The 25,333-nt window shown below is 74.8% G+C and carries 24 protein-coding genes and 2 pseudogenes; 8 read left to right on the top strand and 18 right to left on the bottom strand.

The features are described 5' to 3' along the window. Window positions 1–13: 13 nt before the first annotated feature. Together xylB and G7075_RS18065 are read left to right on the top strand one after the other, a co-directional pair. Window positions 14–1,433, top strand: a pseudogene (gene xylB / locus G7075_RS18070) (xylulokinase). Between the two features lie 32 nt (window positions 1,434–1,465). Further along, window positions 1,466–2,740: a trans-acting enoyl reductase family protein gene (locus tag G7075_RS18065; RefSeq protein ID WP_166123860.1), complete on the top strand. Its 1,275-nt coding sequence runs from the start codon at window positions 1,466–1,468 to the stop codon at window positions 2,738–2,740. Window positions 2,741–2,877: 137 nt separating this feature from the next. Here G7075_RS18065 and G7075_RS18060 read toward each other — a convergent pair whose 3' ends face one another. Further along, complete coding sequence (locus tag G7075_RS18060; RefSeq protein WP_371814259.1) at window positions 2,878–3,876, bottom strand: flavin-containing monooxygenase; 999 nt, start codon at window positions 3,874–3,876, stop codon at window positions 2,878–2,880. Window positions 3,877–4,131: 255 nt separating this feature from the next. Between G7075_RS18060 and G7075_RS18055 the strand changes: the two genes are divergently transcribed. Together G7075_RS18055 and G7075_RS18050 are read left to right on the top strand one after the other, a co-directional pair. Then, entirely contained in the window at window positions 4,132–4,566 is a 435-nt protein-coding gene (locus G7075_RS18055; RefSeq protein WP_166123859.1) for a pyridoxamine 5'-phosphate oxidase family protein, read from the top strand. Between the two features lie 24 nt (window positions 4,567–4,590). After that, the gene (locus tag G7075_RS18050) at window positions 4,591–5,082 is read left to right on the top strand and encodes a GNAT family N-acetyltransferase (RefSeq protein WP_166123858.1); all 492 of its coding nucleotides are present in this window, start codon (window positions 4,591–4,593) and stop codon (window positions 5,080–5,082) included. Between the two features lie 23 nt (window positions 5,083–5,105). On the opposite strand, the gene G7075_RS21725 is transcribed toward G7075_RS18050, so the two are convergent. The 10 genes from G7075_RS21725 to G7075_RS18005 all read right to left on the bottom strand — a co-directional run bounded on the left by G7075_RS21725 (window position 5,106) and on the right by G7075_RS18005 (window position 13,313). Continuing rightward, window positions 5,106–5,375, bottom strand: a complete 270-nt coding sequence (locus G7075_RS21725; protein WP_240917740.1) for a TOBE domain-containing protein — start codon at window positions 5,373–5,375, stop codon at window positions 5,106–5,108. Further along, entirely contained in the window at window positions 5,276–6,202 is a 927-nt protein-coding gene (locus G7075_RS18045; RefSeq protein ID WP_240917739.1) for an ABC transporter ATP-binding protein, read from the bottom strand. The genes G7075_RS21725 and G7075_RS18045 overlap by 100 nt, the downstream gene beginning before the upstream one ends. Continuing rightward, a complete protein-coding gene (locus G7075_RS18040; RefSeq protein WP_205860565.1) occupies window positions 6,199–7,053 on the bottom strand; it encodes an ABC transporter permease in 855 nt (284 codons plus the stop codon). The genes G7075_RS18045 and G7075_RS18040 overlap by 4 nt, the downstream gene beginning before the upstream one ends. Window positions 7,054–7,082: 29 nt before the next feature. Next, window positions 7,083–7,889, bottom strand: a complete 807-nt coding sequence (modA, locus tag G7075_RS18035; protein WP_166123856.1) for a molybdate ABC transporter substrate-binding protein — start codon at window positions 7,887–7,889, stop codon at window positions 7,083–7,085. Between the two features lie 29 nt (window positions 7,890–7,918). After that, a complete protein-coding gene (locus G7075_RS18030; RefSeq protein ID WP_371814258.1) occupies window positions 7,919–8,314 on the bottom strand; it encodes a molybdopterin-binding protein in 396 nt (131 codons plus the stop codon). A gap of 115 nt (window positions 8,315–8,429) precedes the next feature. Next, on the bottom strand, window positions 8,430–9,389 hold the full coding sequence (locus G7075_RS18025) for a D-glycerate dehydrogenase (protein ID WP_166123854.1): 960 nt from the start codon (window positions 9,387–9,389) through the stop codon (window positions 8,430–8,432). A 1-nt stretch (window position 9,390) separates the two neighbouring features. After that, window positions 9,391–10,140 carry an SDR family oxidoreductase gene (locus tag G7075_RS18020; protein ID WP_166123853.1) on the bottom strand — a complete coding sequence of 250 codons (750 nt, stop codon included), beginning with the start codon at window positions 10,138–10,140 and terminating at the stop codon, window positions 9,391–9,393. A 20-nt stretch (window positions 10,141–10,160) separates the two neighbouring features. Then, entirely contained in the window at window positions 10,161–11,237 is a 1,077-nt protein-coding gene (locus tag G7075_RS18015) for a phosphotransferase family protein (protein ID WP_166123852.1), read from the bottom strand. 61 nt (window positions 11,238–11,298) lie between these two features. Beyond that, complete coding sequence (locus G7075_RS18010; RefSeq protein ID WP_166123851.1) at window positions 11,299–12,042, bottom strand: SDR family NAD(P)-dependent oxidoreductase; 744 nt, start codon at window positions 12,040–12,042, stop codon at window positions 11,299–11,301. Then, window positions 12,039–13,313 carry an acyl-CoA dehydrogenase family protein gene (locus G7075_RS18005; RefSeq protein ID WP_166123850.1) on the bottom strand — a complete coding sequence of 425 codons (1,275 nt, stop codon included), beginning with the start codon at window positions 13,311–13,313 and terminating at the stop codon, window positions 12,039–12,041. Before G7075_RS18005 ends, G7075_RS18010 begins: the two co-directional genes overlap by 4 nt. 39 nt (window positions 13,314–13,352) lie before the next feature. Between G7075_RS18005 and G7075_RS18000 the strand changes: the two genes are divergently transcribed. Next, window positions 13,353–13,952: a TetR/AcrR family transcriptional regulator gene (locus tag G7075_RS18000; RefSeq protein WP_166123849.1), complete on the top strand. Its 600-nt coding sequence runs from the start codon at window positions 13,353–13,355 to the stop codon at window positions 13,950–13,952. A 53-nt stretch (window positions 13,953–14,005) separates the two neighbouring features. Here the strand turns inward: G7075_RS18000 and G7075_RS21720 are convergent, their stop codons facing one another. The 3 genes and pseudogenes from G7075_RS21720 to G7075_RS17990 all read right to left on the bottom strand — a co-directional run bounded on the left by G7075_RS21720 (window position 14,006) and on the right by G7075_RS17990 (window position 16,946). Further along, the gene (locus G7075_RS21720; RefSeq protein ID WP_240917738.1) at window positions 14,006–14,980 is read right to left on the bottom strand and encodes a molybdopterin dinucleotide binding domain-containing protein; all 975 of its coding nucleotides are present in this window, start codon (window positions 14,978–14,980) and stop codon (window positions 14,006–14,008) included. A gap of 239 nt (window positions 14,981–15,219) precedes the next feature. After that, window positions 15,220–16,098: pseudogene (locus G7075_RS21715) on the bottom strand (molybdopterin-dependent oxidoreductase); the annotation flags it as partial. Window positions 16,099–16,151: 53 nt separating this feature from the next. Then, window positions 16,152–16,946, bottom strand: coding sequence for a crotonase/enoyl-CoA hydratase family protein (locus G7075_RS17990; protein ID WP_166123848.1), 795 nt, complete (start codon window positions 16,944–16,946; stop codon window positions 16,152–16,154). A gap of 389 nt (window positions 16,947–17,335) precedes the next feature. On the opposite strand from G7075_RS17990, the gene G7075_RS17985 reads away from it, so the two are divergent. Next, the gene (locus G7075_RS17985; protein ID WP_166123847.1) at window positions 17,336–18,901 is read left to right on the top strand and encodes an HNH endonuclease signature motif containing protein; all 1,566 of its coding nucleotides are present in this window, start codon (window positions 17,336–17,338) and stop codon (window positions 18,899–18,901) included. A gap of 159 nt (window positions 18,902–19,060) precedes the next feature. Here G7075_RS17985 and G7075_RS17980 read toward each other — a convergent pair whose 3' ends face one another. Both G7075_RS17980 and G7075_RS17975 read right to left on the bottom strand, forming a co-directional pair. After that, complete coding sequence (locus G7075_RS17980; protein WP_166124486.1) at window positions 19,061–19,564, bottom strand: hypothetical protein; 504 nt, start codon at window positions 19,562–19,564, stop codon at window positions 19,061–19,063. Window positions 19,565–19,708: 144 nt separating this feature from the next. Further along, window positions 19,709–20,908 carry an MFS transporter gene (locus G7075_RS17975; RefSeq protein WP_240917737.1) on the bottom strand — a complete coding sequence of 400 codons (1,200 nt, stop codon included), beginning with the start codon at window positions 20,906–20,908 and terminating at the stop codon, window positions 19,709–19,711. A gap of 61 nt (window positions 20,909–20,969) precedes the next feature. Between G7075_RS17975 and G7075_RS17970 the strand changes: the two genes are divergently transcribed. Both G7075_RS17970 and G7075_RS17965 read left to right on the top strand, forming a co-directional pair. Further along, a complete protein-coding gene (locus G7075_RS17970; protein ID WP_166123845.1) occupies window positions 20,970–21,956 on the top strand; it encodes an NADPH:quinone oxidoreductase family protein in 987 nt (328 codons plus the stop codon). A 136-nt stretch (window positions 21,957–22,092) separates the two neighbouring features. Then, the gene (locus tag G7075_RS17965; RefSeq protein WP_166123844.1) at window positions 22,093–22,599 is read left to right on the top strand and encodes a DUF2231 domain-containing protein; all 507 of its coding nucleotides are present in this window, start codon (window positions 22,093–22,095) and stop codon (window positions 22,597–22,599) included. Window positions 22,600–22,671: 72 nt separating this feature from the next. Here the strand turns inward: G7075_RS17965 and G7075_RS17960 are convergent, their stop codons facing one another. Both G7075_RS17960 and G7075_RS17955 read right to left on the bottom strand, forming a co-directional pair. Then, window positions 22,672–24,651: a YhgE/Pip domain-containing protein gene (locus G7075_RS17960; RefSeq protein ID WP_166123843.1), complete on the bottom strand. Its 1,980-nt coding sequence runs from the start codon at window positions 24,649–24,651 to the stop codon at window positions 22,672–22,674. Next, window positions 24,648–25,280: an ABC transporter ATP-binding protein gene (locus G7075_RS17955; protein ID WP_166123842.1), complete on the bottom strand. Its 633-nt coding sequence runs from the start codon at window positions 25,278–25,280 to the stop codon at window positions 24,648–24,650. Before G7075_RS17955 ends, G7075_RS17960 begins: the two co-directional genes overlap by 4 nt. Window positions 25,281–25,333: the final 53 nt, after the last annotated feature.

Below are 25,333 nucleotides of genomic sequence, written 5' to 3'. Positions count from 1 at the left end.
AAAGGCCGAGACCATGTCCACCCGCCCGCTCGTCGCCGGGGTCGACACCTCCACCCAGTCGTGCAAGGTCGCCGTGTGCGACGCCGAGACCGGGGAGGTCGTCCGGATCGGTCGCGGGACCCATCCCGACGCCACGGAGGTCGACCCCGCCCACTGGTGGCGGGCCTGGGAGGAGGCGACCTCCGGCGGGCTGCTCGACGGCGTGCAGGCGCTCGCGGTCGGTGGCCAGCAGCACGGGATGGTCCTGCTCGACGACGCCGACGAGGTCGTGCGGCCGGCGTTGCTGTGGAACGACACCCGCTCGGCCGGCACCGCGCGCGACCTCGTCGACGAGCTCGGCGGGGCGCAGGACTGGGCCGATGCGGTCGGCATCGTCCCGCTCGCCGCGATCACCGCCGCCAAGCTGCGCTGGGTGCGCGACCACGAGCCCGCCTCGATGGAGCGCGCCGCCCGGGTCGTGCTGCCCCACGACTGGCTGACCGGGCGCATCCTCGCCGCCGGCGGTGGCTTCGCGGAGTGGACCACCGACGCCGGGGACGCCTCCGGCACGGGGTACTTCGACGCCGCCACGCGCGAGTACCGGCCCGACCTGCTGCGGATGGCCGCCGGCCGCGACCTCGCCGTGCCGCGGGTCGCCGGCCCGTCCGAGGTCGTCGGTCGCACGCGCGACGGACTGGCCGTGGCCCCCGGCACCGGCGACAACATGGGGGCGGCGCTCGGCCTCGGGCTGCGCCCCGGCGACGTCGTGGTCTCGCTCGGCACCAGCGGCACTGCGTTCGCCCGCCACGACCGCCCGACGGCCGACCCGCGCGGCTTCGTCCAGTCCTTCGCCGACGCCGAGGACGGCTTCCTCCCGCTCGTCTGCACGCTCAACGCGGCCCGGGTGCTCACCGCCGGTGCCTCGATGCTCGGGGTCGACCACGCAGGGCTCGACCGGCTGGCCCTCGCCGCCGAACCGGGCGCCGGCGGGCTGACCCTCCTGCCCTTCCTCGACGGTGAGCGCACCCCCAACCTCCCGACGGCCACCGGTGCGCTGCACGGCATCACGCGCGGCAACGCCACTCCCGAGAACCTCGCCCGGGCCGTCGTCGAGGGGATGCTCCTCGGGCTGGCGAGTGCCGTCGACGCCGTGCGCGACGCCGGCTGCGCGGTCGACCGGGTGCTGCTCATCGGGGGGCCGCCGCCTCCACCGCGGTGCGCCGCATCGCCCCCGACCTGTTCGGCGCCCCCGTGGCCGTGCCGGCGCCCGGCGAGTACGTGGCCGTGGGCGCCGCCCGCCAGGCCGCGTGGGCGCTCGGGGCGGGCCGTCGGCTCCCGAGTGGCCGCTGGCCGTCGAGGCCACCGTCGACCCGGCCGCACCCGAGCAGGGCGCGCAGGCCCGCGGTCGGTACGCCGCGGCCCTCGCGACGACGTACCCGGGCGCCACGGCCTGACCCCGGGCGGGTCGCGCCCGTAGGGTGACGGGATGACCACCGCCGCTCGCGAGCTCGACATCGTCCTCTTCGGCGCCACCGGGTTCGTCGGGCGGCTCACCGCCCGGCACCTCGCCGACAACGCGCCGGACGGGGTGCGCATCGGCCTCGCCGGCCGCTCCCGGACGAGGCTCGAGGACGTGCGGGCGTCGTTGGGGGACAGCGCTTCCGAGTGGCCGTTGCTCGTCGTCGACGCGCTCGACGAGGCCGCCGTCGGCGACCTCGCGGCGCGGACCCGCGTCGTGGTCACCACGGTGGGTCCGTACGCGAAGTTCGGTGTGCCGCTGGCCGCCGCATGCGCGGAGGCGGGCACCCACTACTGCGACCTCACCGGCGAGGTCCTCTTCGTCCACCGCAGCGTCGGCGCCAACCACGAGCCGGCGATGCTGTCGGGCGCCCGCATCGTCCACGCGTGCGGCTTCGACTCGATCCCCAGCGACCTCGGGGTGATGCTCTGCGCCGACGCCGCCCGGGCCGACGGCGCCGAGCTCGGGGCGACCCGGCTCGCGGTGCGCAGCATGAAGGGCGGCTTCAGCGGCGGGACCGTCGACTCGGCCCGCACCCAGGCCATCGAGATGCGCTCCGACCCCTCGACCCGACGCATCGCCGGCGACCCGTGGGCGCTCGCCGAGGGCGGGCGGCCGCCGCGTCCGTCCGGGTCGTCACGTGCTCGCCGCGACGGGCTCGCCGGCGTGCTCGACCGCGTCGTCAAGGCCTCGCCGGTGCGCCGCGACCCCGACAACGACCACTTCACGGGCCCGTTCGTCATGGCCGCCTTCAACACCCGCATCGTCGCCCGGTCGGCGTCACTGCTCCACTACGGCAACGGGTTCCGCTACACCGAGTACTCCGACTACGGCAGCGGTCCGCGCGGGGCCGTGACCGCCGGTGTGGTCTCGGCCGGCCTGCTCGCCGGCCTCGCCGGGATGGCCTTCGCCCCGACCCGGGCGGTGCTCGACCGGGTGCTGCCCGCGCCGGGCGAGGGTCCGAGCGAGGAGGCGATGGGCTCCGGGCGCTTCCGGATGGAGGTCACGGCCGAGGCGACCGACGGCGCCCGGTACCGGGCCACCGTGGCGGCACCGTACGACCCGGGCTACTCCGGCACCGCGGTGATGCTCGGGCAGGCCGCGCTCGCCCTCGCCGAGGACGACGCCGGGCTGCCCGACACGTCCGGGGTGCTGACGCCGGCGACCGCGCTCGGCATGCCGCTCGTGCACCGCCTGCGCGCCCACGGCTTCACTCTCGAGGTCGAGCGCCTCGCGGGATGAGGCCCGCCGGGACCAGGTGGTGGGTGCCAGAACTGCAGTCGCTCCGACCGGGATCCCTGACCCAACGACCGGGATCCCTGACGCGGCGACCGGATCTCGGGAGGACACCCTGACGGAGCTGGGCGACGGCGCAACGGTCAGGTGCGGGTGACGGCCCGGGCGATCTTCTGGGCGTCGATGGCCAGCTCGCGCAGCATCCCGGAGATGGGGTTGGTGTACCCGGTGAACCACAGGCCGGGCGCGGTCGGCGACGGCTCGGCGCCGTGCGTGACGGGCAGGCCCCGCTCGCCGAGCACGTCGAGGTGGCCCACGAGCGGCTCGAGCCCGGCGCGGTAGCCGGTGGCGACGACGACGACGTCCGGTGACACCCGGGTGCCGTCGGCCAGCACCACCTCGCCGCCGTCGAGCGACTCGACCGCGGCGACCGGCTCGACGCGTCCGGCCCGGATGGCCGCCACGACCCCGACGTCCTGCACCGGGATGCGCCCGTCGAGCACGCGGGAGTACAGGTCGCGGCCGGCGCGGGGCATCCCGTGCTCGGAGAGGTCGGGCTCCTGGACGACCGCCAGCACGCCGGCGACGCGGTCGACGACCTTCGGGGGCAGCCGGCGGACGGCGATGCCGGTGGCCTGGGCCGGCACCCCGAAACGGGTGCGGGACAGGATGTGCGGGGGCGTCCGGACGGCGAGCCAGACCCGGGTCGCGCCCTGCTCGGCGAGGTCGGTGGCGATCTCGGTGCCCGTGTTCCCGGTGCCGACGACGAGCACGTCGCGGCCGGCCCACGGACGCCCGGTGCGGTAGTCACGGGCGAGCACGAGCTCGCCGGTGAAGGTGTCGAGGCCGGGCCACGAGGGCTCGACGGGCGTGTGGTTGTAGCCGGTCGCGACGACGACGTGCCGGGCCGCGACGCTCGAGCCGTCACCGAGGCGCACCGTCCAGCGGGCGCCGTCGGGCGCTCCCGCCCCGACCCGCTCCACCCGTTCGACGGGGGTGCCGAGCCGCAGCCGCACCCGGTGGTGGTCGGCGTACTCCTCGAGGTAGCGCACGACGTCGGCACGGGCGACCCAGCGGCCGAACCGGCGCGGGATGCGGTACCCCGGGAGGTGCGACCAGCCCCGTGGGGTGTGCAGGTGCAGGCGGTCGTAGTGGTTGCGCCACGACTCCCCGACCTGCCGGGCCCGGTCGACGACGAGCGCGTCGACCCCCGGGTCCGCAGCGCCGCGGCGACCGCCAGCCCACCCGGCCCGGCGCCCACGACGACGACCTCCTCGACGCGCGTGTCCTCCACGGTCGGGAGACTACGCCCACATCACACGGCCCGGGGCGGACACCGGAGAGGTTTCCCACTACACTTCGTAGTAGTTGGTCCCGAGGCGCCGCAGGAGGCATCCATGAGCGAGTCACCGGTCACCACGCTGTCCCGCGAGGAATCGTGGGCGATGTTGCGCGGCAACGAGTTCGGGCGGCTGGCCTTCCACCTGGCCGACGAGGTGCACATCACGCCGATCAACTACGCCATCGACGCCCAGGACCGCATCGTCGTCCGCACGGCCGAGGGCAGCAAGCTCCTCGGCCTGACGATGAACGCCGACGTCGCCTTCGAGATCGACGAGATCGACGACGAGGAGGCCCGCAGCGTCGTCGTCCGCGGCCGCGCGCGCACCCTCGACGGCGCCGAGGCCGACGAGACCGAGGAGCTTCCGCTGCGGCCCTGGGTCGACACCGTCAAGCTCAACGTCGTGGCCATCACGGTCGACGAGCTGACCGGCCGGCGCTTCTCGCTCACCCGGCCGTGGATGCACCTGCGGCCGCCGCACGAGGCCTGAGCCCGCCGGGCCTACCCTCGGGGCGTGCTCATCCGTCCCTTCGTCGCCACCGACCTCCCGGCGTTCCTCCCGCTCTTCCACGCCGTCGTCGACGACGGCGAGACGTACGCGTACCCCGAGGACCTCGGTGACACCGAGATCGAGGCCCTGTGGGTCGAGGCACCACCCGGTCTCACGGTCGTGGCCGTCGACGAGGGGACCGGGGCGCTGCTCGGCTCGGCGAAGACCGGGCCCAACCGGCCGGGACGCGGCGCCCACGTGGCCACGGCGTCGTTCATGGTCGCCGAGACCGCACGGGGTCGGGGTGTCGGCCGCGCCCTCGGCGAGTGGGTGCTCGCGCACGCCCGCGCCGCGGGCCACACCGCGATGCAGTTCAACGCGGTCGTCGAGACCAACACCGCGGCCGTGGCCCTCTGGCGCTCGCTCGGCTTCGTGGTCGTCGGCACCGTGCCGGAGGCCTTCGAGTCACGACGGCACGGACGGGTCGGCCTGCACGTGATGCACCGGCCGCTCTGACCGCGGGCGGTGAGGTCCGGGCGTCAGCCGTCGTCGTGGGTGCGGCCGTAGACCTCGAGGTCGACGGCCTTGGCCGACAGCCAGACCTCGCGGCCGGGCGACAGGTCGAGCTCGGCGACGGCGGCCGGCGTCACGTCGACGAGGACCGGCGGGCGGCCGTCGAGGTCGAGGCGGACCCGGTCGGTGAGCAGGGTCAGCCCCGCGATGGTCGCCGGCCAGGTGTTGCGCGCGCTGGAGGCCTGCGGCGCAGCGGTGCTGACGGTGACGGCCGAGGGCCGCAGGGCGACGAGCACCTCCCCGCGCTCCTCGTGGTCGGGCACGACGAACGTCCCCCGGCCTCGAGCGTGACGGTCGGACCGTCGGCGGTGCCGGGGTACAGGTTGAGCCCGACGAGCCGGGCGACGTACTCGGTCGCCGGCCGGCGCGCGACCTCGGCCGGCGAGCCCTCCTGGACGACCCGCCCCTCCTCGAGCACGACGAGCCGGTCGGCGAGCACCAGGGCCTCGAGCGGGTCGTGGGTCACGAGCAGGCACGGGCCGGGGAAGTCGGCGAGGTGGGTCCGCAGCTCGGTCTGGACGTCGAGCCGGGTGCGGGCGTCCAGCGCCGACAGCGGCTCGTCGAGGAGCAGCAGGGACGGGTCGCCGGCCAGGGCCCGCGCCAGCGCCACCCGCTGGGCCTGACCCCCGGACAGCCGGTCCGGTCGGCGGCGGGCCAGCTCGGCCAGCCCGAGCCGGTCGAGCCAGCCCGCGGCCACGGCCCGCGCCGCACCCCGCGACATCCCCCGGACGTGCGGCGAGAACGCGACGTTGTCGAGCACCGAGAGGTGCGGGAAGAGCCGGTAGTCCTGGAAGACGAAGCCCACCGGGCGCTGGGCGGCCTCGACGAACGTGCCGTCGGTGGCGTCGTCGAACACGCTGCCGTCGAGGGTGACCCGACCGGCGGACAGCGGCACGAGCCCGGCGAGCGCCCCCAGCAGCGTCGACTTGCCCGAGCCGTTCGGGCCGAGCACGGCCACCACCTCGCCGGCCGCGGCCGTCACCGCCGCCCGGAGGGTGAACGGACCCCGCACGACCTCGGCCTCGACGGACAGGCCCGCGCCCGGCGGCCGGGTGCCCGTCATGCCGCACCGCTGCGCAGCCAGCGGTCGCGCAGCCCGACGAGGACGGCCACGGAGACGAGGAGCAGGACGAGGCTGAGCAGGATGGCGGCGTCCGGGTCGGCCTCGAGCGCGTAGTACACGGCGATGGGCATCGTCTGGGTGCGACCGGGAAAGCTGCCGGCGAAGGTGATGGTGGCCCCGAACTCGCCCAGGGCCCGCGCCCAGCAGAGCACGGCGCCGGCGGCCAGCGACGGCGCGACCATCGGCAGCGTGACCCGCCGGAAGACCGTCATCCGCCGTGCGCCGAGGGTCGCCGCCGCCTCCTCGTACCCGCGGTTCGCGGCCCGCAGCGCCCCCTCCACGGTGACGACGAGGAAGGGCATCGCCACGAAGGTCTCGGCCATGACGACCGCGGTCGAGCTGAACGGGATCGTGATGCCGAACCACTGGTCGAGGTAGCGGCCCAGGAAACCGTTGCGCCCGAACGCCAGCAGCAGCGCCACGCCACCGACCACGGGCGGCAGGACGAGCGGCAGGGTGACCAGGGCCCGGATCACCCGCAGGCCCGGGAGGTCGGTACGGGCCAGCACCCACGCCAGCGGCACGCCGACGACGAGGGCGATGAGGGTCGCGACGGTCGAGGTCCACAGCGACAGCCGCAGCGCCTCGGCGGCCTGCGACCCGTGGAGGATCCGCCACGCGTCGGACCACGGCGCCCGGACGAGCAGACCCACGAGCGGGATGACGAGGAAGGCCACGGCCACCAGCGCCGGGAGGAGCAGCGGGGCCGGCGCCGAGCGCGACCCGCCCCCGGTGACGGCCCGCCGCCGCCGCTCGCGGGCCGTGAGCCGTACCGCCGCAGGTGCACTCACCCGGTCGCGGGGACCGGGGGCGGGCGAGGTCACGGCTGCCGGAAGCCCGCGGCCGTGAGGACCTTGGCGCCCTCGGCCGAGAGGACGTAGTCGACGAAGGCGGCGGCGGTGGCCGCGTTCCTGCTCGCGGTGAGCGAGGCGATCGGGTAGCTCGTCGAGGCGTTGACGTCGGCCGGGATCTCGATGCCCTTCACCTTGTCGCCGGCGGCGAGCACGTCGGTGACGTAGACGACGCCTGCGTCGACCTCGCCGAGCGTCACCTTGCTGAGCACGGACTTCACGTCGGGCTCGAGGGTGACCGGCGTGACGGTGAGCTTCGCGTTGGTGAAGACCTTCGCGGCCGTCGCACCGCAGGGGACCTGCGCCTGGCACAGGGCCGTCTTCACGCCGGGCCTCGCGAGGTCGTTCACGCCGGTGATCTTGCCGGGGTTCGCCGGCGGTACGGCGATCTCCATGACGTTCTCGGCGAACGTCTTCGGGTCGGACGCGGCCTTGGCGGCCACGACGGCGTCCATGTTCTTGGCGCTCGCCGACGCGAAGACGTCGGCCGGTGCGCCGGACGTGACCTGGGTGGCCAGCGCCGAGCTGGCACCGAAGCTCAGGGTGACCTTGACGCCCGGGTGCGCGGCCTCGAACTGCTTGCCGAGGGTCGTGAACGACTCGGTGAGCGACGCGGCGGCCAGGACGGTGATCTCGCCGGTGACGTCGGTTTCCGCTGTCGAGCCCGACGGGCCGGCGCCGCTGCCGGAGCCCGAGCCGGAGTCGTCGGACCCGCAGCCGGCGAGGCCGAGGCCGGTGAGGGCCACGGCCAGGGTGGTGACGACGAGACGGCGCATTCGGGCTCCTGGGGCGTGGGTGGTGGAGGTCAGCGGGTACGGGGGATCTCGACGGACACGTTCGTGGCCTTGACGGCGGCGAGGGCGAGCATCCCCGGCTCGAGGCCCAGCTCGTCGGCGGCCTCGCGGCTCATCAGCGAGACGAAGCGGTGCGGCCCGGCCTGCACCTCGACCTGGGCCATGACGCCGTCCTTGACGACGCGGGTGACGAGGCCGGTGAACCGGTTGCGCAGCGATGCCGCCCGCACGTCACCGGTCTCGAGGTGGGCGCCCTCGGCCGCGAGCTCCTCGGCGAAGTGCGCCAGCACCGCACCGTCGACCGCCCGTCGACCGCTGGCGTCGGTCGTGGTGACGATGCGCCCGGCATCGGCCCAGCGCCGCATCGTGTCGTCGCTGATGCCCAGCAGGTCGGCGGCGTCCTTCATCCGGAAGAGGCTCACAGGGGCACAGTAGCCGCACCTGCGTGCTGAACGTCACCGGATGTACCCATCCGCGTCAGGCGAGACGACAAGAGAGCGCAGGCGCGGAAGTGCGACGACCTCAGCGCACGGGGGTGGGCGGCTCGCGACCGGCGAGCACCGCGAGGACGTTGTCGGCGGCGAGGTCGGCCATCGCGGTGCGCGTCTCGACCGTCGCCGACCCGATGTGCGGCAGGAGGACGACGTCCTCGCGCGCGAGCAGGCCGGGGTGCACGCGCGGCTCGTGCTCGTGCACGTCGAGCCCGGCGCCGGCCAGCCGGCCCGCCTCGAGCGCCGCGACGAGCGCGTCCTCGTCGACGACCGGCCCGCGGGCGGTGTTGACGAGGACGGCGGTCGGCTTCATCCGGGCCAGGGCGCCGGCGTCGAGCAGGTGACGGGTCGTCGGGCCGAGGGGGACGTGCACCGACACGACGTCGGCCCGCTCGAGCAGCTCCTCCAGCGGCACGACCTCGGCCCCGAGCTCGGCGACGGCTGCGGGGTCGGGCGCCGACCGGCCGGCGAGGAGGACCGACATCCCGAAGGCCTTCGCCCGACGAGCGGTCGCCAAGCCGATGGACCCGGGCCCGACGATGCCGATCGCCTTGCCCTGCACCGAGGTCCCGAGGAGGTGGAACATCCCGAACGTCCACGGGCCGCCGGCGCGCACCTCGCGCTCGGCCTCCCCCAGCCGGCGGGTGACCATGAGCACGAGCGAGAAGGCGAGGTCGGCGGTGGCGTCGGTGAGGACGCCGGGGGTGTTCGTGACGAGCACCCCGCGCTCGCGGCAGGCGTCGAGGTCGATGTTGTCGTAGCCGACGGCGACGTTGGCGACGACCTTCAGGTCCGGTCCACAGGCGTCGAGGAAGGCCGCGTCGACCCGGTGGCCGAGGGTGACGACGACCGCCTCCGCGCCGGCGAGCAGCACCGGCCGGTCGGCGGGCGGGACCGGCGAGTCCTCGTCGCGGTAGCGCACCTCGTGCTCGGCCCGCAGCCGCTCGACGGCGGTGCCGGGCAGCCGGCTCGTGACGACGACGCCGGCCACGTCACATGATCCGTCGGACGACGGGCAGCGGCAGGTGGCGCATCGCCTTGCCGAGCGGCACCCACGGCCAGGCGGGCACCAGCGCGTGCGCCTTCTCCTTCTCGATGGCCTCGACCATGGCGGCGACGCCGGGGACGGTGTCGACGATGAACGGCGTGTGCGAGACCCGCTCGTTCATCTCCGAGCGGATGTAGCCGGGGTAGACGACCGACACCCGGATGTCGAGGTCGGGCTCGCCGAGCATCTCGTTGCGGATGCCCTCGGCCAGCGCGGCGACCCCGGCCTTCGTGGCGGCGTAGGTGGTGACGGTCTTGCGCATACCCCGCATCGCCGAGACGGACGAGACCATGACGAGGTGGCCCCGGCGCTGCTCGCGGAAGATCTCCATCGCGGCCTCGGTCTGGGCCAGGGCGGCGACGAAGTTGACCATCGCGGTCTGCCGGTTGGCCTTGTAGCGGCCGGTGCCGAGCGGCGCGCCCTTGCCGAGGCCGGCGTTGACGATGACCCGGTCGATGGTCCCGAAGGCTGCCTGCAGGTCGTGGAAGGTCGCGAAGACGGCGTCGTCGTCGGTGACGTCGAGGGCACGGATCTCGACCCGGCGGCCGGTGCGCTCGACGATCTCGTCGCGCAGCTCCTCGAGCCGGTCGAGGCGGCGCGCGGCGAGACCGAGGTCCCAGCCGCGGGCGGCGAGCTGGCGGGCCATCTCGGCGCCGAGCCCGGAGCTGGCGCCGGTGATGATGGTCGTGGGCACGGTGGTCCTTCCCGTTCGGGTCAGGCGCGTCCGGCGAGGAGCCGGGCGCACCGCTGGTCGAGGTGGGCGACGACGTGTCGGAACGCGCCGTACGCGGGGTTGGTGGTCTGGCCGTGGTGGAAGCGGTAGTAGATCTGCTGGGCGATGACGGCGAGCCGGAAGAGGCCGAAGACCTCGTAGAAGAGCAGGTCCTCCGGGTCGACCTCGATGCCGCGGGCCGCCGTGTACCGCTCGACGACCTCGGCGCGCGTGAGCATCCCCGGGGTGTGCGTCGGCTGGAGGCGCAGCTCGACGAAGGTGGGGTCGTCGTCGGCCTGCACCCAGTAGGCCAGCGCCGAGCCGAGGTCCATCAGCGGGTCGCCGACGGTCGCGAGCTCCCAGTCGAGGACACCGACGACGCGGGTCGGGTCGTCGGGGGCGAGGACGAGGTTGTCGAACCGGAAGTCGTTGTGGATCAACGTGTGCGGCCGATCGGCGGGGCGGTGGGCCTCGAGCCAGGCCATCGTCGCCTCGTGGTCGGGGACGTCGGGGGTGTGGGCTCGGCGCATCCGTCCGGCCCACCCGCCGACCTGTCGCTCGACGTAGCCGGGGCCGCGGTCGAGGGCGTCGAGGCCGGCTGCGACGACGTCGATGTCGTGGAGGGCCACGAGGACGTCGACGGCGTTCTCGCACAACGTCCGCACACCCTGCTCGTCGAGACCGAGCGCGGCCGGCACGTCCTTGCGCAGGATGGTGCCCTCGACGCGCTGCATGACGTAGAAGTCCGAGCCGATGACGTCCTCGTCGCCGCAGTACCCGACCATCGTCGGGACGAGCGGGAAGACGGGGGCCAGGGCGGCCTGCAGGTCGTGCTCGCGGCGCATGTCGTGGGCACCCTTGGCCTTCGTGCCCGATGGGGGACGGCGCAGCACGAGGTCGCGGGTCGGCCAGCGCAGCAGGTAGGTGAGGTTGCTCGCGCCGCCGGCGAACTGGCGGACCTCGGGGTCGCCGTCGAGGCCGGTTGCGTCCGAGGCGTTCTCGCGCAGCCAGTGGGCGGCACGGCCGGCGTCGAAGGCGTCCTCGTCGCGGACCGCCGCGGCGCCCGGCACGTCCGTCACGGCAGGTACTCGCCCGGGTCGGCACCCGCCTTGCGGGCGAGGCGCTTGGCCTGGGCGACCATCATCCGGTCGTACAGGGGCGGGCGAACCGCTTGCCGAAGTACGCCTGCCGGCCCATCCGGTCGGTGAGGATGATCGGCTTCTTCTTGTCGATGCCCTCGAGGACGATCGTCGCGATGTCGGCGGCGTCGACGGAGGCCTGGGTGATGAGCCGCACGCCGGCCTCCTGCATCGCGGCGTCCTTGCCGGCGAATGACTCGTGGAGGTTGGTGCGGAAGAAGGCCGGGCAGACGACGGAGACGTCGATGCCCCACGGACCGAGCTCGAAGCCGAGGGTCTCGGAGAGGGCGACGACCCCGGCCTTGGTCGCGTTGTAGCTGGACATGCCCGGGCCGTGCACGAGGCCGGCCAGCGAGGCGACGTTGACGATGTGGCCCGAGCGCTGCTCCTTGAACAGCGGTGTGAGGGTGTGGCACCCGCGCGCGACGCCGAGGAGGTTGATCGAGACGACCCGCTCCCAGTCGGCCATCGCCTCGACCTCGATGCGCCCGCCGGTGGCGATGCCGGCGTTGTTGACGAGCAGGTCGAGGCCGCCCCACTCCTCGCGCACCCACGCGAGGGCGGCGTCCCAGTCCTGCTGGCTGCGGACGTCGAGGCGCCGGTACTCGGCGCCCGCGGGCACGGAGTCGGGGCGCTGGTCGGCCAGGTCGACGGCCAGCACCCGGTCGCCGCGGGCGACGAGGAGGGTGACGAGGGCGCGGCCGAGCCCGGAGGCACCGCCGGTGACGAGGGCGCGGCGGGTCATCGGGTGGCCTCCTGGGCGCGAGCGGCGTACGGGCGGAGCAGGTGCCGGGCGACGACACCGAGGTGCACCTCGTCCGGGCCGTCGGCGAGGCGCAGGCTGCGCGCGCCGGCGTAGGCCGCGGCGAGCGGGAAGTCCTCGCTCATGCCGCCGCCGCCGTGCAGCTGGATGGCGAGGTCGATGACGTCGCAGGCCATCTGCGGGACGGCGGCCTTGATCTCGCTGACCTCAGAGAGCGCACCCTCGATGCCGACGGTGTCGAGCTTCCACGCCGCGTGGAGGACGAGGAGGCGGGCCTGGTTGATGGAGATGCGGGCCTTCGCGAGCCGCTCGCGGTTGCCGCCGAGGTTGGCGATCGGCTTGCCGAACGCGGTTCTCGTGGAGGAACGTTCGCACGCCAGCTCGAGGGCCTTCTCGGCCAGCCCGACGAGGCGCATGCAGTGGTGGACGCGCCCCGGGCCGAGGCGGCCCTGGGCGATCTCGAAGGCCCGGCCGGGGCCGAGCAGGACGTTGCCGGCGGGGACGCGCACCGCGTCGAGGGAGACCTCGCCGTGCCCGAGCGGCTCGTCGTACTGCCCGAGCGCGGTGAGCATCCGCTCGACGGTGACGCCCGGGGCATCCATCGGGACGAGGACCATCGAGTGCTGGCGGTGGCGGTGCGCGGTGGGGTCGGTGAGGCCCATGAAGATGCCGAGCCGGCTGTCGGGGTGGCCGGCGCCGGTGCTCCACCACTTGCGGCCGTCGACGACGACCTCGTCGCCGTCGAGGGTCGCGGTGGCGGCCATGTTCGTGGCGTCCGAGCTCGCGACGCCGGGCTCGGTCATGAGGAAGACGCTGCGGATGCGGCCGTCGAGGAGGGGGACGAGCCACTGCTCCTGCTGCTCGGGGGTGCCGTAGCGCAGCAGCACCTCCATGTTGCCGGTGTCGGGGGCGTTGCAGTTGAGGACGAGGGGCGCAAGGGTCGAGCGGCCGGTCTCCTCGGCGACGGTGGCGTACTCGACGTTGGTGAGGCCGGCGGCGCCGTCGGTGCCGAAGCGGGCGGCCCACTCGTCGCCCTCGCCGGCGGGCAGGAAGAGGTTCCAGAGGCCCTGGGCGCGGGCGCTGCGCTTGAGGTCCTCGACGGCGGGGGTGGGTGGCCAGGGATCCTCACCGCGGGCCCGGCGGGCGGCGACGTCGGCGATGAGCGCACGCTCGACGGGCTCGACCTCGGTGTCGACGAAGGAGCGGACCCGGCGGGCGAGGTCGGCGGCGCGGGCGGACGGGGCGAAGTCCATTCCTTGACCCTAGCCTCCTGTTGAGCAATGCTCAATAGCGTGGGAACGGCGGCACGGGTGCGGATGACCCCCGACGAGCGGCGGCGCCAGCTCGTCGGCATCGGCCTGCGCAAGTTCGTCGAGCGGCCGGTCCAGGACCTCTCCCTCGACGAGGTGGCCGAGGCCGCGGGGGTGTCGCGCGGGCTGCTGTTCCACTACTTCCCGACCAAGACCGAGTACCACCGGGCCGTCGTCGCCGCGGCCGGTCGGCGGGTGCGGCGCAACGTGACCCCCGACGACGGAGTGACCGGCGAGGCCGCCGTCCGTCAGGTCGTGGAGCGCTTCCTCGCCCAGGTCGAGCGGCGGCGCGAGTGGTACGTGGCCCTCGTCCGGGGTCGGACCGAGCTGTCGCGCGCGGCGTCCGACGACCCGATGGGCAGGGTCACCTGGTTCGTCGCCGAGCTGGCCTGCCGCGAGCTCTCGCTCGGCGAGGAGGCGCTGCCCGCCGCGCACGGCTGGGTGGCCTACCTCGAGGACCGGGCGCTGCAGTGGGCGGCGCTGGAGCCGGCCGAGCGCGCGGTCGGGCGCGAGGCGCTGGTGTCGCACTGCGTCGAGGCCCTGCGGCTCCTCACCACCCGCCCCTCCCGCGAATGTGTGTGAACTCGCCGGGGATGCCCGGCGAGTTCACACACATTCGCGAAGGGAAGGAGCCGTCAGGGGGCGGGGGTGATCGTCACCGGCACGCCGTTGAGCACCGCGTTGCCGGAGACCGCCTCGACGACCGACGGGTCGGTGAGGTCGTTGACCGACACGCCCGGCAGCGCGGTCGCGCCGCGCAGCCGCACCCCGTCGCGGGCGTGGCCGTAGCCGTGGGGCAGCGAGACGACGCCGGGCATGACGTCGTCGCTCGCCGACACCTCGACCTCCACCTCACCGGACGCCGAGCGGACCCGGACGCGCGCGCCGTCGGCGACGCCGCGGACGGCGAGGTCGTCGGGGTGCACGAGGAGGGCGTGTCGCGGGCGGCCCTTCGTGAGCACCGGGGCGTTGTGCAGCCACGAGTTGTTGTCGCGCTGGTGCCGCCGGCCCACGAGCAGCAGCTCGCCGTCCACGGGGGTCGCCGCCTCGACGGCGGTCAGCAGGGCGGGGAGTGCCTCGAGCACCACGGGCGCCGCGAGGTCGATGCGCCGGTCGCGGGTGCGCAACCGCTGCGGGAGCCGGGGTCGCAGCGGCCCGAGGTCGAGCCCGCCCGGACCAGCCGACCGGAGCTTGCGCACCGACAGGCGCGCGCCGCCGGTCCGCAGCAGGACGTCGAGCTGGCGCGTCGGTGAGGTCCGCAGGCGCGCCTCGAGTGCGAGCGACGCCTTCGAGAGCCGCCGTCGCACACCGGTCCCCCGGGCCCGCTGGTAGGCCAGCCCGAGGTCGCGGGCGATTTCCCAGTCGTGGCGGCCGCCCGGGTCCTTGGGCAGCAGGGCCGGGGAGAAGCGCGCGGTGTCGCGGACGGCGAGCAGGTGGAAGACCAGGTCGTAGTGGTCGCGCTCGAGCGGCCCGGTGGGCGGGAGCACGACGTCGGCGTGCCGCGTCGTCTCGTTGAGGTACATGTCGATGCAGACGACGGCGTCCAGCCCGGCGATCGCCGCGTCGAGGCGGTGGCCTCCCGGCGTCGACGACACCGGGTTGCCCGCCACCGTGAGGAGCGCCCGGACCTGTCCCTCGCCGGGGTCGTCATCTCCTCGGCGAGCGCGGCCACGGGGAGCTCGCCACCGAAACCCGGCAGCCCGCGCACACGGGTCCGTCTGCGGGAGAACCCACCCGGGCCGAGCACGCCGCGTCCGACGAGGTCGACGGCCGGCGTCGTGAGCATCGTCCCGCCGGGCCGGTCGAGGTTGCCGGTGAGCACGTTGAGGACCTGCACCGCCCACTGGCAGACGACGCCGTGCGCCTGGGTCGACACGCCCATCCGTCCGTGCACGGCGGCCGACGGAGCCTCGACGAGCTGCCGGGCGAGGTCGCGCACCGCCGCGGCCGGCATCCCGCTGACCCGCTCGGCGAGCTCGGGGGTGAAGGGCTCGACGGCCGAGCGCACCGCGTCGACGCCGTCGACGTACGCGGCCGGTCGGGCCCGGCCCGAGGCCAGCACCTCGCGGACGAGCGCCAGCAGCACGAGCGCGTCCGACCCGGGCCGCACGAAGTGGTGCTCGTCGGCGACCTTCGCGGTCTCGGTGCGGCGTGGGTCGATGACGACGAGCCGCCCTCCGCGGGAGGCCAGCTCGCGTCGACGCCCGGGGAAGTCGGGCACCGTCCAGAGGGAACCGTTGGACGCCATCGGGTTGTGGCCGACGAGGACGAGGAGGTCGGTGCGGTCGATGTCGGGCACCGGCAGGAGGAACTGGTGCCCATAGAGGGCGTGGGCGACGACGTGGTGCGGCAGCTGGTCGACCGAGGTGGCCGAGTAGCGGTTGCGGGTGCGCAGCAACCGCACGAGCGTCGGGTGGTGGGTCAGGGCGCCGAGGCTGTGGACGTTGGGGTTGCCGAGGTAGACCGCGAGCGCGTCGTCGCCGTGCGCGCGCTGCACGCCGACGAGCAGCTCGGCGGCCCGCGCGCACGCCTCGTCCCATCCGGTCTCGTGGAGCTCGCCGTCGGCGCCCCTGACGAGCGGGCGGCGCAGCCGGTCGGGGTCGTCCTGGATCTCCGGCAGGGCGAAGGCCTTGGGGCACAGGTGCCCTCGTGACAGCGGGTCGGCGTCGTCACCGCGGATGCGGGCCACGCGCCCGGCGGCGTCGAGGTCGACGACCAGCCCGCACATCGCCTCGCACAGGGTGCAGGACGTGCGCCGCGTGGTCCCGGCTCCGGACGCCGTCACGAGCGGGGACCGAAGGTGGGCGACTCGCGCCGCAGCGCCGACTCGCGGGCGACCCGGGTGTTGCGCCGGCCGAGGAGCCTGGCCTGCTCGAGCCGCTCGCGGGCGAAGGTGCGCCGGGGCCCGGAGGTCCAGGTGCGCTCGAAGAGGCGCTTGGTGGCGGCGACGGAGTCGGGCGAGCGGGTCGCCACCTCCTCGAGGAAGCGGGTCGCCGCGACGAACGGCTCGTCGTGCACCTCGCTGGCCAGCCCGAGCTCGACGGCCCGGGTGCCGCTGACCACCTCGCCGGTCATCGTCAGCCGCTTGGCGACGTCCATCCGCACCTGCTGGGCGAGGGCCTGGATGCCGGACATGTCGGGCACCAGCCCCCAGCGCGCCTCGAGCACCGACCACTGGGCGTCGGCGGTCGTCATCCGCAGGTCGGCGGCCAGCGCGATCTGGAGGCCGCCGCCGTAGCAGTGGCCGTGCACGGCGGCCACGACCGGCACCGGCAGCCGGCGCCAGGCCCAGCAGGCCTCCTGGAAGAGGTTGGTGCCGCGCCACGGCCGAGGCACGAAGGCCCGGGCCACCCGCGGCGGCTGGCTGAGCACGGTGGCGAAGTCGAGGCCGGCGCAGAACGAGTCGCCCTCGCCGCCGAGGACGACGCCGCGCAGGGTGCGGTCGGCGCCGAGGCGGCGGGCCGTCGCGACGAGGGCCTCGAGGGTGTCGAGCGTCAGCGCGTTGAGCTTGTCCGGGCGGTCGAGGCGGACCTGGGCGATCCCGCCGTCGACGGTGCAGGAGACGGGGGCGGACATGCCGTCACCCTACGGCTCTCGTGGAGGACCAGGCCGAGGACGGCGAGCAGGGCCACACCCGCCGAGACGGCGAGCACGGGCCAGAGGACGGACCAGGCGTCGAGGCGGAAGGACATCGGATGCTCCCGGCGGTCGAGGCGGGCGGATGCCGCGACCCTTCCGTCGGGACCTCGTGGCCGCCTCGGGACGGGCTGCGGAAGCGCTCACGACCCGTGCGTCGGGGTGCTGGTGGGGGCGGGGGTGGCACCGTGGGACAGGTGCGATGGAGGGGGCAGTTGGTGCGGATGGCTCTACGGATAACGTTGTCCGACACTGCAGTTGATGCTGCCCGCCCCTTCCGGTCGAGAGCCGGGTGGAGTAGGATGGCGGCAGGAGGGGAGGGGGAGCCGATGACCGTCAGCACCGGACCGCAGCAGGTCCTCGATGCCGCCCGCAGCGCTGCGGACGTCCTCCGGTCGGCCCTCGACGCACCCCTCACCGCGGGCACCCGCGAGGAGTGGGCGGCCGCGCTCACCGGCCTCCGGGCCCTGGCCTCCCGCGTCGAGGCGGCGCGCGACCTCGCCCTCGTCCGGCTGGCCGCGATCGAGGCCGAGGTGCTCGACGACGGGGAGGTCGTCGAGCGCTACCACGCTCCCGGTCACGTCGCGCTCGACGCACCGTCCATCGCCTCCGGGGCCCTGTGCGTGGGCGCGGTGCACGCCGAGCGGCTCGTGCGCGACGCCGTCCGCCGCGCGGCCGACGGTCCCGAGGGGACGTCCACGTGCACCGGGCTCGGCGGGTTGCACGAGGCGATGGCCGCGGGGCGTCTGGACTCCTACCGGGCCTCGGTCGTCGCCGACGAGCTCCACGAGGCCCCGGCCGAGGTGGCCGCCGCGGTCGTCGCAGCCCTCGACCCGCACCTCGACCACGAGGACGCCGGCCGACTGCGCCGTCGGACCCGGCGGATGCTGGCCCGCGTCGGCCCGGACCTGCTGCGCCGTCGCGCGGTCCGCGCCCGGCAGGAGTCCTCGCTGCGCCGCTGGGTCGGCGAGCCCGGCGTCGACACCTGGCTCGGCACCTTCCCGTCGGAGGAGGCGGCCTCGGCCTGGGCCGCCATCGACGCCCTTGCCCAGCAGTTCGTCGTCGACGGCACCTGCGCCACGGTCGAGCGCGCCCGCGCCCGAGCGCTCACCGACCTCGTCACCGGGAACGCGACGATCGACCTGCGGGTCGTGCTCACCACCCCGGCCGGTGGCGCCGCAGCCGCACCCTCCGCTCCCTCGGCACCCGGTGACCTCGTCGAGGTGGCGGTCTCGCGCACTCCCCATCCGGTCCTCGTCCCCCGCGAGTGGCTCTCGCGCACGGTGGCCGGTGCCGTCACGGATCCCGCTCTGTGCCAGCCGTCCTCGGGCGGCCTCCTCGACCCGGACTGCGCCCTCTCCACCTCGGCCTACCGTCCCGGTCCGCGGCTCGCCGCCTTCGTCCGCGCCCGCGACGGCCGCTGCCGCTTCCCCGGCTGCCACGTCGCGGCGCGGTTCTGCGATCTCGACCACGTCGTCCCCTGGCCCACCGGCCCCACGTCCGCCGCGAACCTCGCGTGCCTCTGCCGGCGCCACCACCGCGTCAAGCAGCGGCCGGGGTGGTCGGCGACGCTCGGCCCGGACGGGACGATGACGTGGACCGACCCGACCGGGCGGGTGCGCACCACTGCTCCACTCGATGCCCTCGGCGCCGCCGTTCTCCCCGACACCGGGTCCGACCGGCCCCCCACTCCCCGCGCCACGTCACCCCGCGACGGTCGCGGCCCTTTCAGCCGGCTCGAGTTCCGCCTCGAGCACGCCCTGGGCGATGCCGACCCGCCCCTCCGCCGCTGCCGCCTCGACCCCCACCGACCCCGCGAACCGGTGCTGGTCCACGGCAGGGCTCACCATCGCCGCGACCGCCCGCCACCGTTCCCGGACCGCCCACCCTTCTGAGCCCTGTCCCCGACCTCGGCTACGCACGCTCATGCTGACGTGAGGATGCTTGCCCGAGGGGTGGCCAACGGTCGTCAACCGCGGAGATCGAGAGCCGTCTGCCACCCCTCGTCACGCTGAGCGGACGCCTCACCGTCACGCGTTGGGTTGTTGCACCGATCAGGGCCGCTCGGGCCACTCGACCGTCATCGACCCTCCGACCTCGAGGGCTCGCCATTCCCGTGACAGCGCGTCGAGTCGCTCGAACGCCCGGTCGAGGTCGGTTGCGGTGAGCTCGGTCGCAGGGGGGTCTTGGCGCACGTAGTGACTGCCAGGTAGATGACCGCCGTGTCGCAGCCAGCGCGGGTAGACCTGGGCCGCGAGATCCTCCGAGCGCCCCATGTCGCCTCCGGTGGACCTGTTGCGTCGCTCGACCTGACGTGCCCAGGCCTTGGTCCGCAGTTCCTCGGTCGGCACGAAGGTCCCGGCGTTACCGCCTGCGGCGATCTGACCGAAGATCCCCTGCCGCAGCCCGAACTCGTCCTCCACCACGAAGTGCACCACGTCGTGAGGGATCAGGTCGGAGTAGCCCGGCGCTGGGTCCAGTCGGAGGTTTCCGTGCCGCGTGCGAATGACTGCGACCGCGTACCGCCGGTGGGCGGTGCGTTCGAACCTGACCTGCATGCCGGTCACGCTAGCTCTCCGACACCGTCCGTCCCAACAGCTTTTCGATGCCGGTGCAGCACCGACGAACCCGTCCGGATCTGCCGCGACGAGGTGGCCGGGTCGGCGGTTACCTGCCGTGGGACGGGCCGACGCCGCCGACCGTCAGGCGGCGACGGCGGGAGCGCCCACCCGCGAGCGCAGCGACCGACGGTGCAGCAGCACCGACACCCCGAGCACCCCCAGCCCCAGCACCGCGAGCCCGACACCCACCCACGACGGCGCCGTGTACCCGTAGCCACGGGCGATGACGACGCCGCCCAGCCAGGCGCCGAGGGCGTTGGCGAGGTTGAGGGCCGCGTGGTTGCCCGCGGCCGCGAGGGTCTGGGCCGCGCCGGCGACCTGCATCAGCCGCAGCTGGAGGTTGATGACGAGCACCGAGGCCAGCACCGACGTCAGCGCCAGCACGACCAGCGCCGGCACCGCCCACCGTGCCACGAGCGCGAAGAGCCCCAGCGACACCCCGAGCCCGGCCATCCCGATGACGACCGAGCGCAGCACCGACCAGTCCCCCATCCGCCCGGCCAGCAGGTTCCCCACGAACCCCGAGACCCCGAAGACGAGGAGGAAGAGCGGCACGGCCGACTCCGACAGCCCGGTGACCCGGGTGACCGTCGGCGCGATGTACGAGTACATGGCGAACATCCCGCCGAACCCGATGGCCCCGACCGCCAGCGTCAGGAGCACCTGGAGGTTGGTCAGCGCCCCGAGCTCGGCCCGCACGGTGCGGGTCCGGTCACCCACGAGCCGCGGCACCTGCAGCGCGACGAGCGCCACCGTCGCGAGCCCGAGCACCGCCACCAGCCAGTACGCCGAGCGCCAGCCGAGGGTCTGCCCCAGCCAGGTCGCACCGGGGACCCCCAGCACGTTGGCGATCGGGATGCCGAGCATCACCGTCCCGACGGCTCGCCCGGCCCGCCCGGCCGGTGCCAGGTCGACGGCGACGAGCGCGGCCACCCCGAAGTACGCCCCGTGGGGGAGGCCGGCGAGGAAGCGGGCGACGACGAGCAGCTCGTACCCCGGCGCGAGCGCGCTCAGCGCGTTGCCGACCGCGAAGGCGGCCATCAGCGCGAGCAGCAGACCCTTGCGCGGCAGCGTGGCCCCGAGTGCGGCGATGAGCGGCGCCCCGACGACGACACCGGCGGCGTACGCCGAGATGGTGTGCCCGCCCACCGGGATCGACACCCCGACCCCGTCGGAGATCTGCGGCAGCAGGCCCATCGTGACGAACTCCGTCGTGCCGATGGCGATGCCGCCGAGGATGAGGGCGGCCGTGGCGAGCTGGGGGTGTCGGGGCTGGGGCACGGCAGGTGCAAGGAACGCCACCCGTCGCCGCATTCCCGCGCCGCGTTCCTAGGATGGCCGGATGCGCGCAGCCCAGGTGACCCGGCTCGACGGACCCGAGGCCGTGGAGGTCGTCGACGTCCCCGACCCGGAGGCCGGTGACGGACCCGGGCACCGCGTCGTCGTCGACATCGCGGCGGCCGGTGTCTGCTTTCCCGACGTCCTCCTGACCCGCGGCCAGTACCAGCTGAAGCCCGACCTGCCCTTCGTGCCGGGGTCCGAGGTGGCCGGCGTGGTGCGCAGCGCCCCGGCCGGCAGCGGCATCGAGGCCGGTGAGCGGGTCGCGGCCTTCCCCGTGTTCGGCGGGTTCGCCGAGGCGGTCGCCGTCGACCCCGCGATGGTCTTCCCACTCCCCGACGACACGACGTGGGACCGCGCGGCCGCCCTCCCGATGAACTACCTGACCTGCGACTTCGCCCTGCGCGAGCGGGCCCGGCTGGTCGAGGGCGAGACCGTCCTCGTCCACGGCGCGGCCGGCGGGGTCGGCACGGCCGCCGTGCAGCTCGCCGCCGCCCGGGGTGCCCGGGTGCTCGCCGTCGTCTCGTCCGACGCCAAGGCCGAGGTGGCCCGGGCCGCCGGTGCCGACGAGGTCGTCCCGGCCGAGGGCTTCCGCGAGGCGGTCGCCGAGCTGACCGGCGGGCGCGGCGTCGACGTCGTGGTCGACCCGGTCGGCGGCGACCGGTTCACCGACTCGCTGCGCTCGCTGGCCCCGGGTGGACGGCTGCTCGTCATCGGCTTCTCGGCCGGCTCGATCCCCGAGGTGAAGGTCAACCGCCTCCTCCTGAACAACCTCTCGGTCGTCGGCGTCGGCTGGGGCGCGTGGTGGACGCACCCCCACGGCCCCGGCACCGGCTACCTGCGCGAGCAGTGGGACGGCCTGCTGCCCCTGCTCGCCTCGGGCGCGGTCGACCCCGTCATCGGCGAGGTCCGCTCGCTCGACGAGGTCGTCGAGGCCCTGCTGGCGGTCGAGCAGCGGCGGGCGACGGGCAAGATCCTCCTCACGCCCTGACCCCGCCATCGGACCATCGGACACCCGACGAAAGTCTCAGGTGGCCTTGACGCTCCCTTGAGGGTTCCGTGGCAGGTCACCCGGCAGAGTGGGAGCCGTGCGTGGATCGGCCACGCCCTGCCCGGGAGGAACCTCCTTGTTCGACACAGTCTTCGGCATCCCGACGCACGCCCTCGTCGTGCACGCGGTCGTCGTCCTCGCTCCCCTCACCGCCCTGCTCCTGCTCCTCGTGGCCGTCTCCGAGAAGCTGCGCGCCCGCATCGGCATCGCCCTCCCCCTGCTCGCGACGGTCACGGCCATCAGCGGCTTCGTCGCCAAGGAGTCCGGTGAGGCCCTCGAGCGCCGGGTCGGCAGCAGCAACCTCGTCGAGGCCCACGCCGAGCTCGGTGACGTGCTGCCGATCATCCTCATCGCCGTGGCCGTCCTCACCTGGCTGATCTACCTCGTGTGGATGCGGGCTCCCCGCGACACCGAGACCGGCACGCGCCGCCCGTCGGTGCTGCTGCGCGTGCTCCTCGCGGTCGGCGTGCTCGCGGCCATCGGCCTGAGCGTCGACGTCGCCCTCGTCGGGCACAGCGGCGCCAAGGCCGTCTGGAGCGACGTGCCGGCCCCCCAGGGCGGCGGAGAGGGCGACGACGACTGACGCCTGCGCGTCGCAGCGCAGCACCGCACCGCCACGGCGCGGACCCGAGGACCGGGTCCGCGCCGTGCGCCGTCAGGCGGCGAGCTCGGGCTTGACCCGGGCCGCCGTCCACGTCCCGGCCCGCCGGGCGGCCAGCGCCCCGAGGGCCAGGGCCGCCAGGCCCCAGCCACCGACGACCGCGAGGTCGAGCCCGAGCGCCGACAGCGGCCCGCCGTACATCAGCCGGCGCACGCCGTCGACGGCGTACGACATCGGCAGCACGTGGTGCAGCGGCAGCAGGGGGGCCGGCAGGGTCTGCCACGGGAAGGTGCCCCCGGCGCTGACCAGCTGGAGCACCATGAGGACGAGGGCCAGGAACTGGCCGACGACCCCGAAGCGGGCCATGAGCAGGTGGATGACGGCGAGGAACGCCGCGGACACCGTGACCATCCAGAGCCCGAGCAGCAGCGGGTGGGCGACGTCGATGCCCACGCCGAGGGCCACCACGCCGAAGGCGACGACGGCCTGCAGGGCCCCGAGCAGCGCCGGCCCCAACCATCCGCCGAGCGCCACGCGCCAGGCCGGCTGACCGGCCGCGAGAGCCCGGGCGGACAGGGCGCGCATCCGGGTGAAGAGGACGAACCCGCCGATCCACAGCGCGAGGCTCATGAAGAACGGCGCCAGCCCGGCACCGTAGCTGCCGGCCGCGGCCTCGGCGTCGCGGTCGACGGCCACCGGGCTGCCGATGGTCTGCGCCATCGCCCGGCGCTGCTCCGGCGAGGGGTCGGGGATGGAGTCGGCGCCCTTCGCGAGCCCGTCGGAGAGCTTCGTGGCACCGGCCGACAGGTCACCGAGGCCGTCGTCGAGGTCGTGGGCCCCGGAGGCCAGCCGTCGTGACCCGTCGAGCGCGTCGCGCTGGCCGGCCGCGAGCCGGATGGCGCCCGACGAGAGCTGCTGGCTGCCGTCGGCCGCCGTGGCGATGCCCGAGCTGAGCCTCGGCGCGGCAGCGGCCAGCTGCTCCGCCCCGTCGGCCACGCCGTCGGCCCCGGCGGCCAGCCGGTCGAGGTCGTCGGCGGTCGACTGGACGGTGGCGTTGGCCTGGCTGATCGGGCCGGTGCGTGCGTCGACCCGGTCGAGGACGGCCTGGACCTCGGTCTCGGACAGCCCGGCGGCGCGCAGGTCATCGGCGAGGCGGCCCCGCGTTCCGGTGAGGTCGCCGAGGAGGGCGTCGGTGGCGTCGGCCACCTTGCGTCCGGCAGCCGCCACCTTCGCGTCACCGTCGGACACCTGTCGGGCGCCGTCGGCGAGCTTGCGCGTCTGGCCCGGGAGCGCCTCGGTGCTCGAGCGAAGGGTGCCCAGGCCGTCCGCGAGCTCGCCTGCGCCGGAGGCCAGGTCGTCGGCCCCGGACGCCAGCTGCTCCTGCCCGGAGACGAGGGTGTCGGCGCCGTCGGCGAGCTTCGTCGCGCCCGAGGAGGCCGTGGCGGCGCCGTCGGCGAGCTTCGACGCCCCGTCGGACGCGTCGACCACCTGGGCGTGGATGTCGGCGAAGCCCTCGAGGAAGCGGCTGGCCGCGGTGTTGCTCACCTGCTCGGCGACGGAGGCGGTGACCTGGCTGACGAGGGTGTTGGCGATCGTGCGGGCGAGGTAGTTGTTCGCGTCGTTGGTGCGGATCTCGAGGCGTGCCTGCCGCGGGTCGTTCGTGGCGCTGCTCGCGAGGTCGCGCGAGAACGACCCCGGCAGGACGAGGACGAGGTCGTAGTCGCCGTCGCGCAGACCGGAGTCGGCGCGCTGGCGGGACACGCGCGCCCAGTCGAAGGTGTGCTTCTCGACGAGGGTGTCGGCGACGTCGTCGCCCACCTTCAGCTCCTCGCCGCCGGCGAGGGTCGTGCCCTCGTCCTCGACGACGATCGCCGCGGGGACCTCGCTGAGCCGCCCGTAGGGGTCGTCGTTGGCGTAGAGGTAGAGGCCGCCGTAGATCGAGGGGACGAGGACCATCGCGACGAGGGCGAGCCGGCCGACCCGGCTGGCCCCGATGCGGCGCAGCTCGGTGAGCGCGAGGCGGAGGGCGGTCACGCCGCCACCTCCTCGGTCGAGCCGAGCTCGGCGAGGACGGGAAGCGTCAGCTGGCGCATCGTCGCGTGGGTCAGCTGCACCACGACGGTCAGCCCCGACGCGGCGTGCGCGGTGAGCAGCGGCCACCAGAGCCGGGGGTCACCCCCGCGGCGGTCGGGGTTGGTGACGACGAGCACCCGGGTGGCGGCCCGCTCGGCGGCCGCCGAGGTGAGGACGCGGACCCGCTCCTCGGGCGCCAGCCGCTCGAAGGGGGCGTCGGCCGCGGCGAGCACGCCGTGCCGGTCGAGGAAGGCGCTGACCGCCCGGCGGCCGGAGGGTCGGCCGGCGAAGGCGAGCTCCTCGGCGACGACGTGGTGCACGGCGAGGCCGTCCTCCGGAGCGGACACCTCGGGGACGTCGACGAGCGCCACGTGGCGCTGGAGGCGGGCGGGGTCCGGGTCGCCGTCGAGCAGGACGCGGCCGGTCGCGAGGGGCATCCGGCCCGCGAGAGCCAGGGCGAGGGCGACCTGCCCGTAGCCGGGGTCGCCGGCGACCGGGGTGACCCGGGCCGGGGCGGCGGTGAAGGACGTCGGACGGACGAGGGGGCTGCGTGTCCCGGCGACGGCGACGGCGTCTGCGGCGAGCTGCACGGGGATCTCCTGGACTGGGTGACAGGCGGTACCACTTGGTACCAGCAGGTTGG

The sequence above is a fragment of the Phycicoccus sp. HDW14 genome (assembly GCF_011383005.1).
Classification (GTDB): domain Bacteria; phylum Actinomycetota; class Actinomycetes; order Actinomycetales; family Dermatophilaceae; genus Phycicoccus.
Note: the sequence above shows the minus strand (reverse complement) of the source record. Positions and strands in the feature narration are given on the sequence as shown.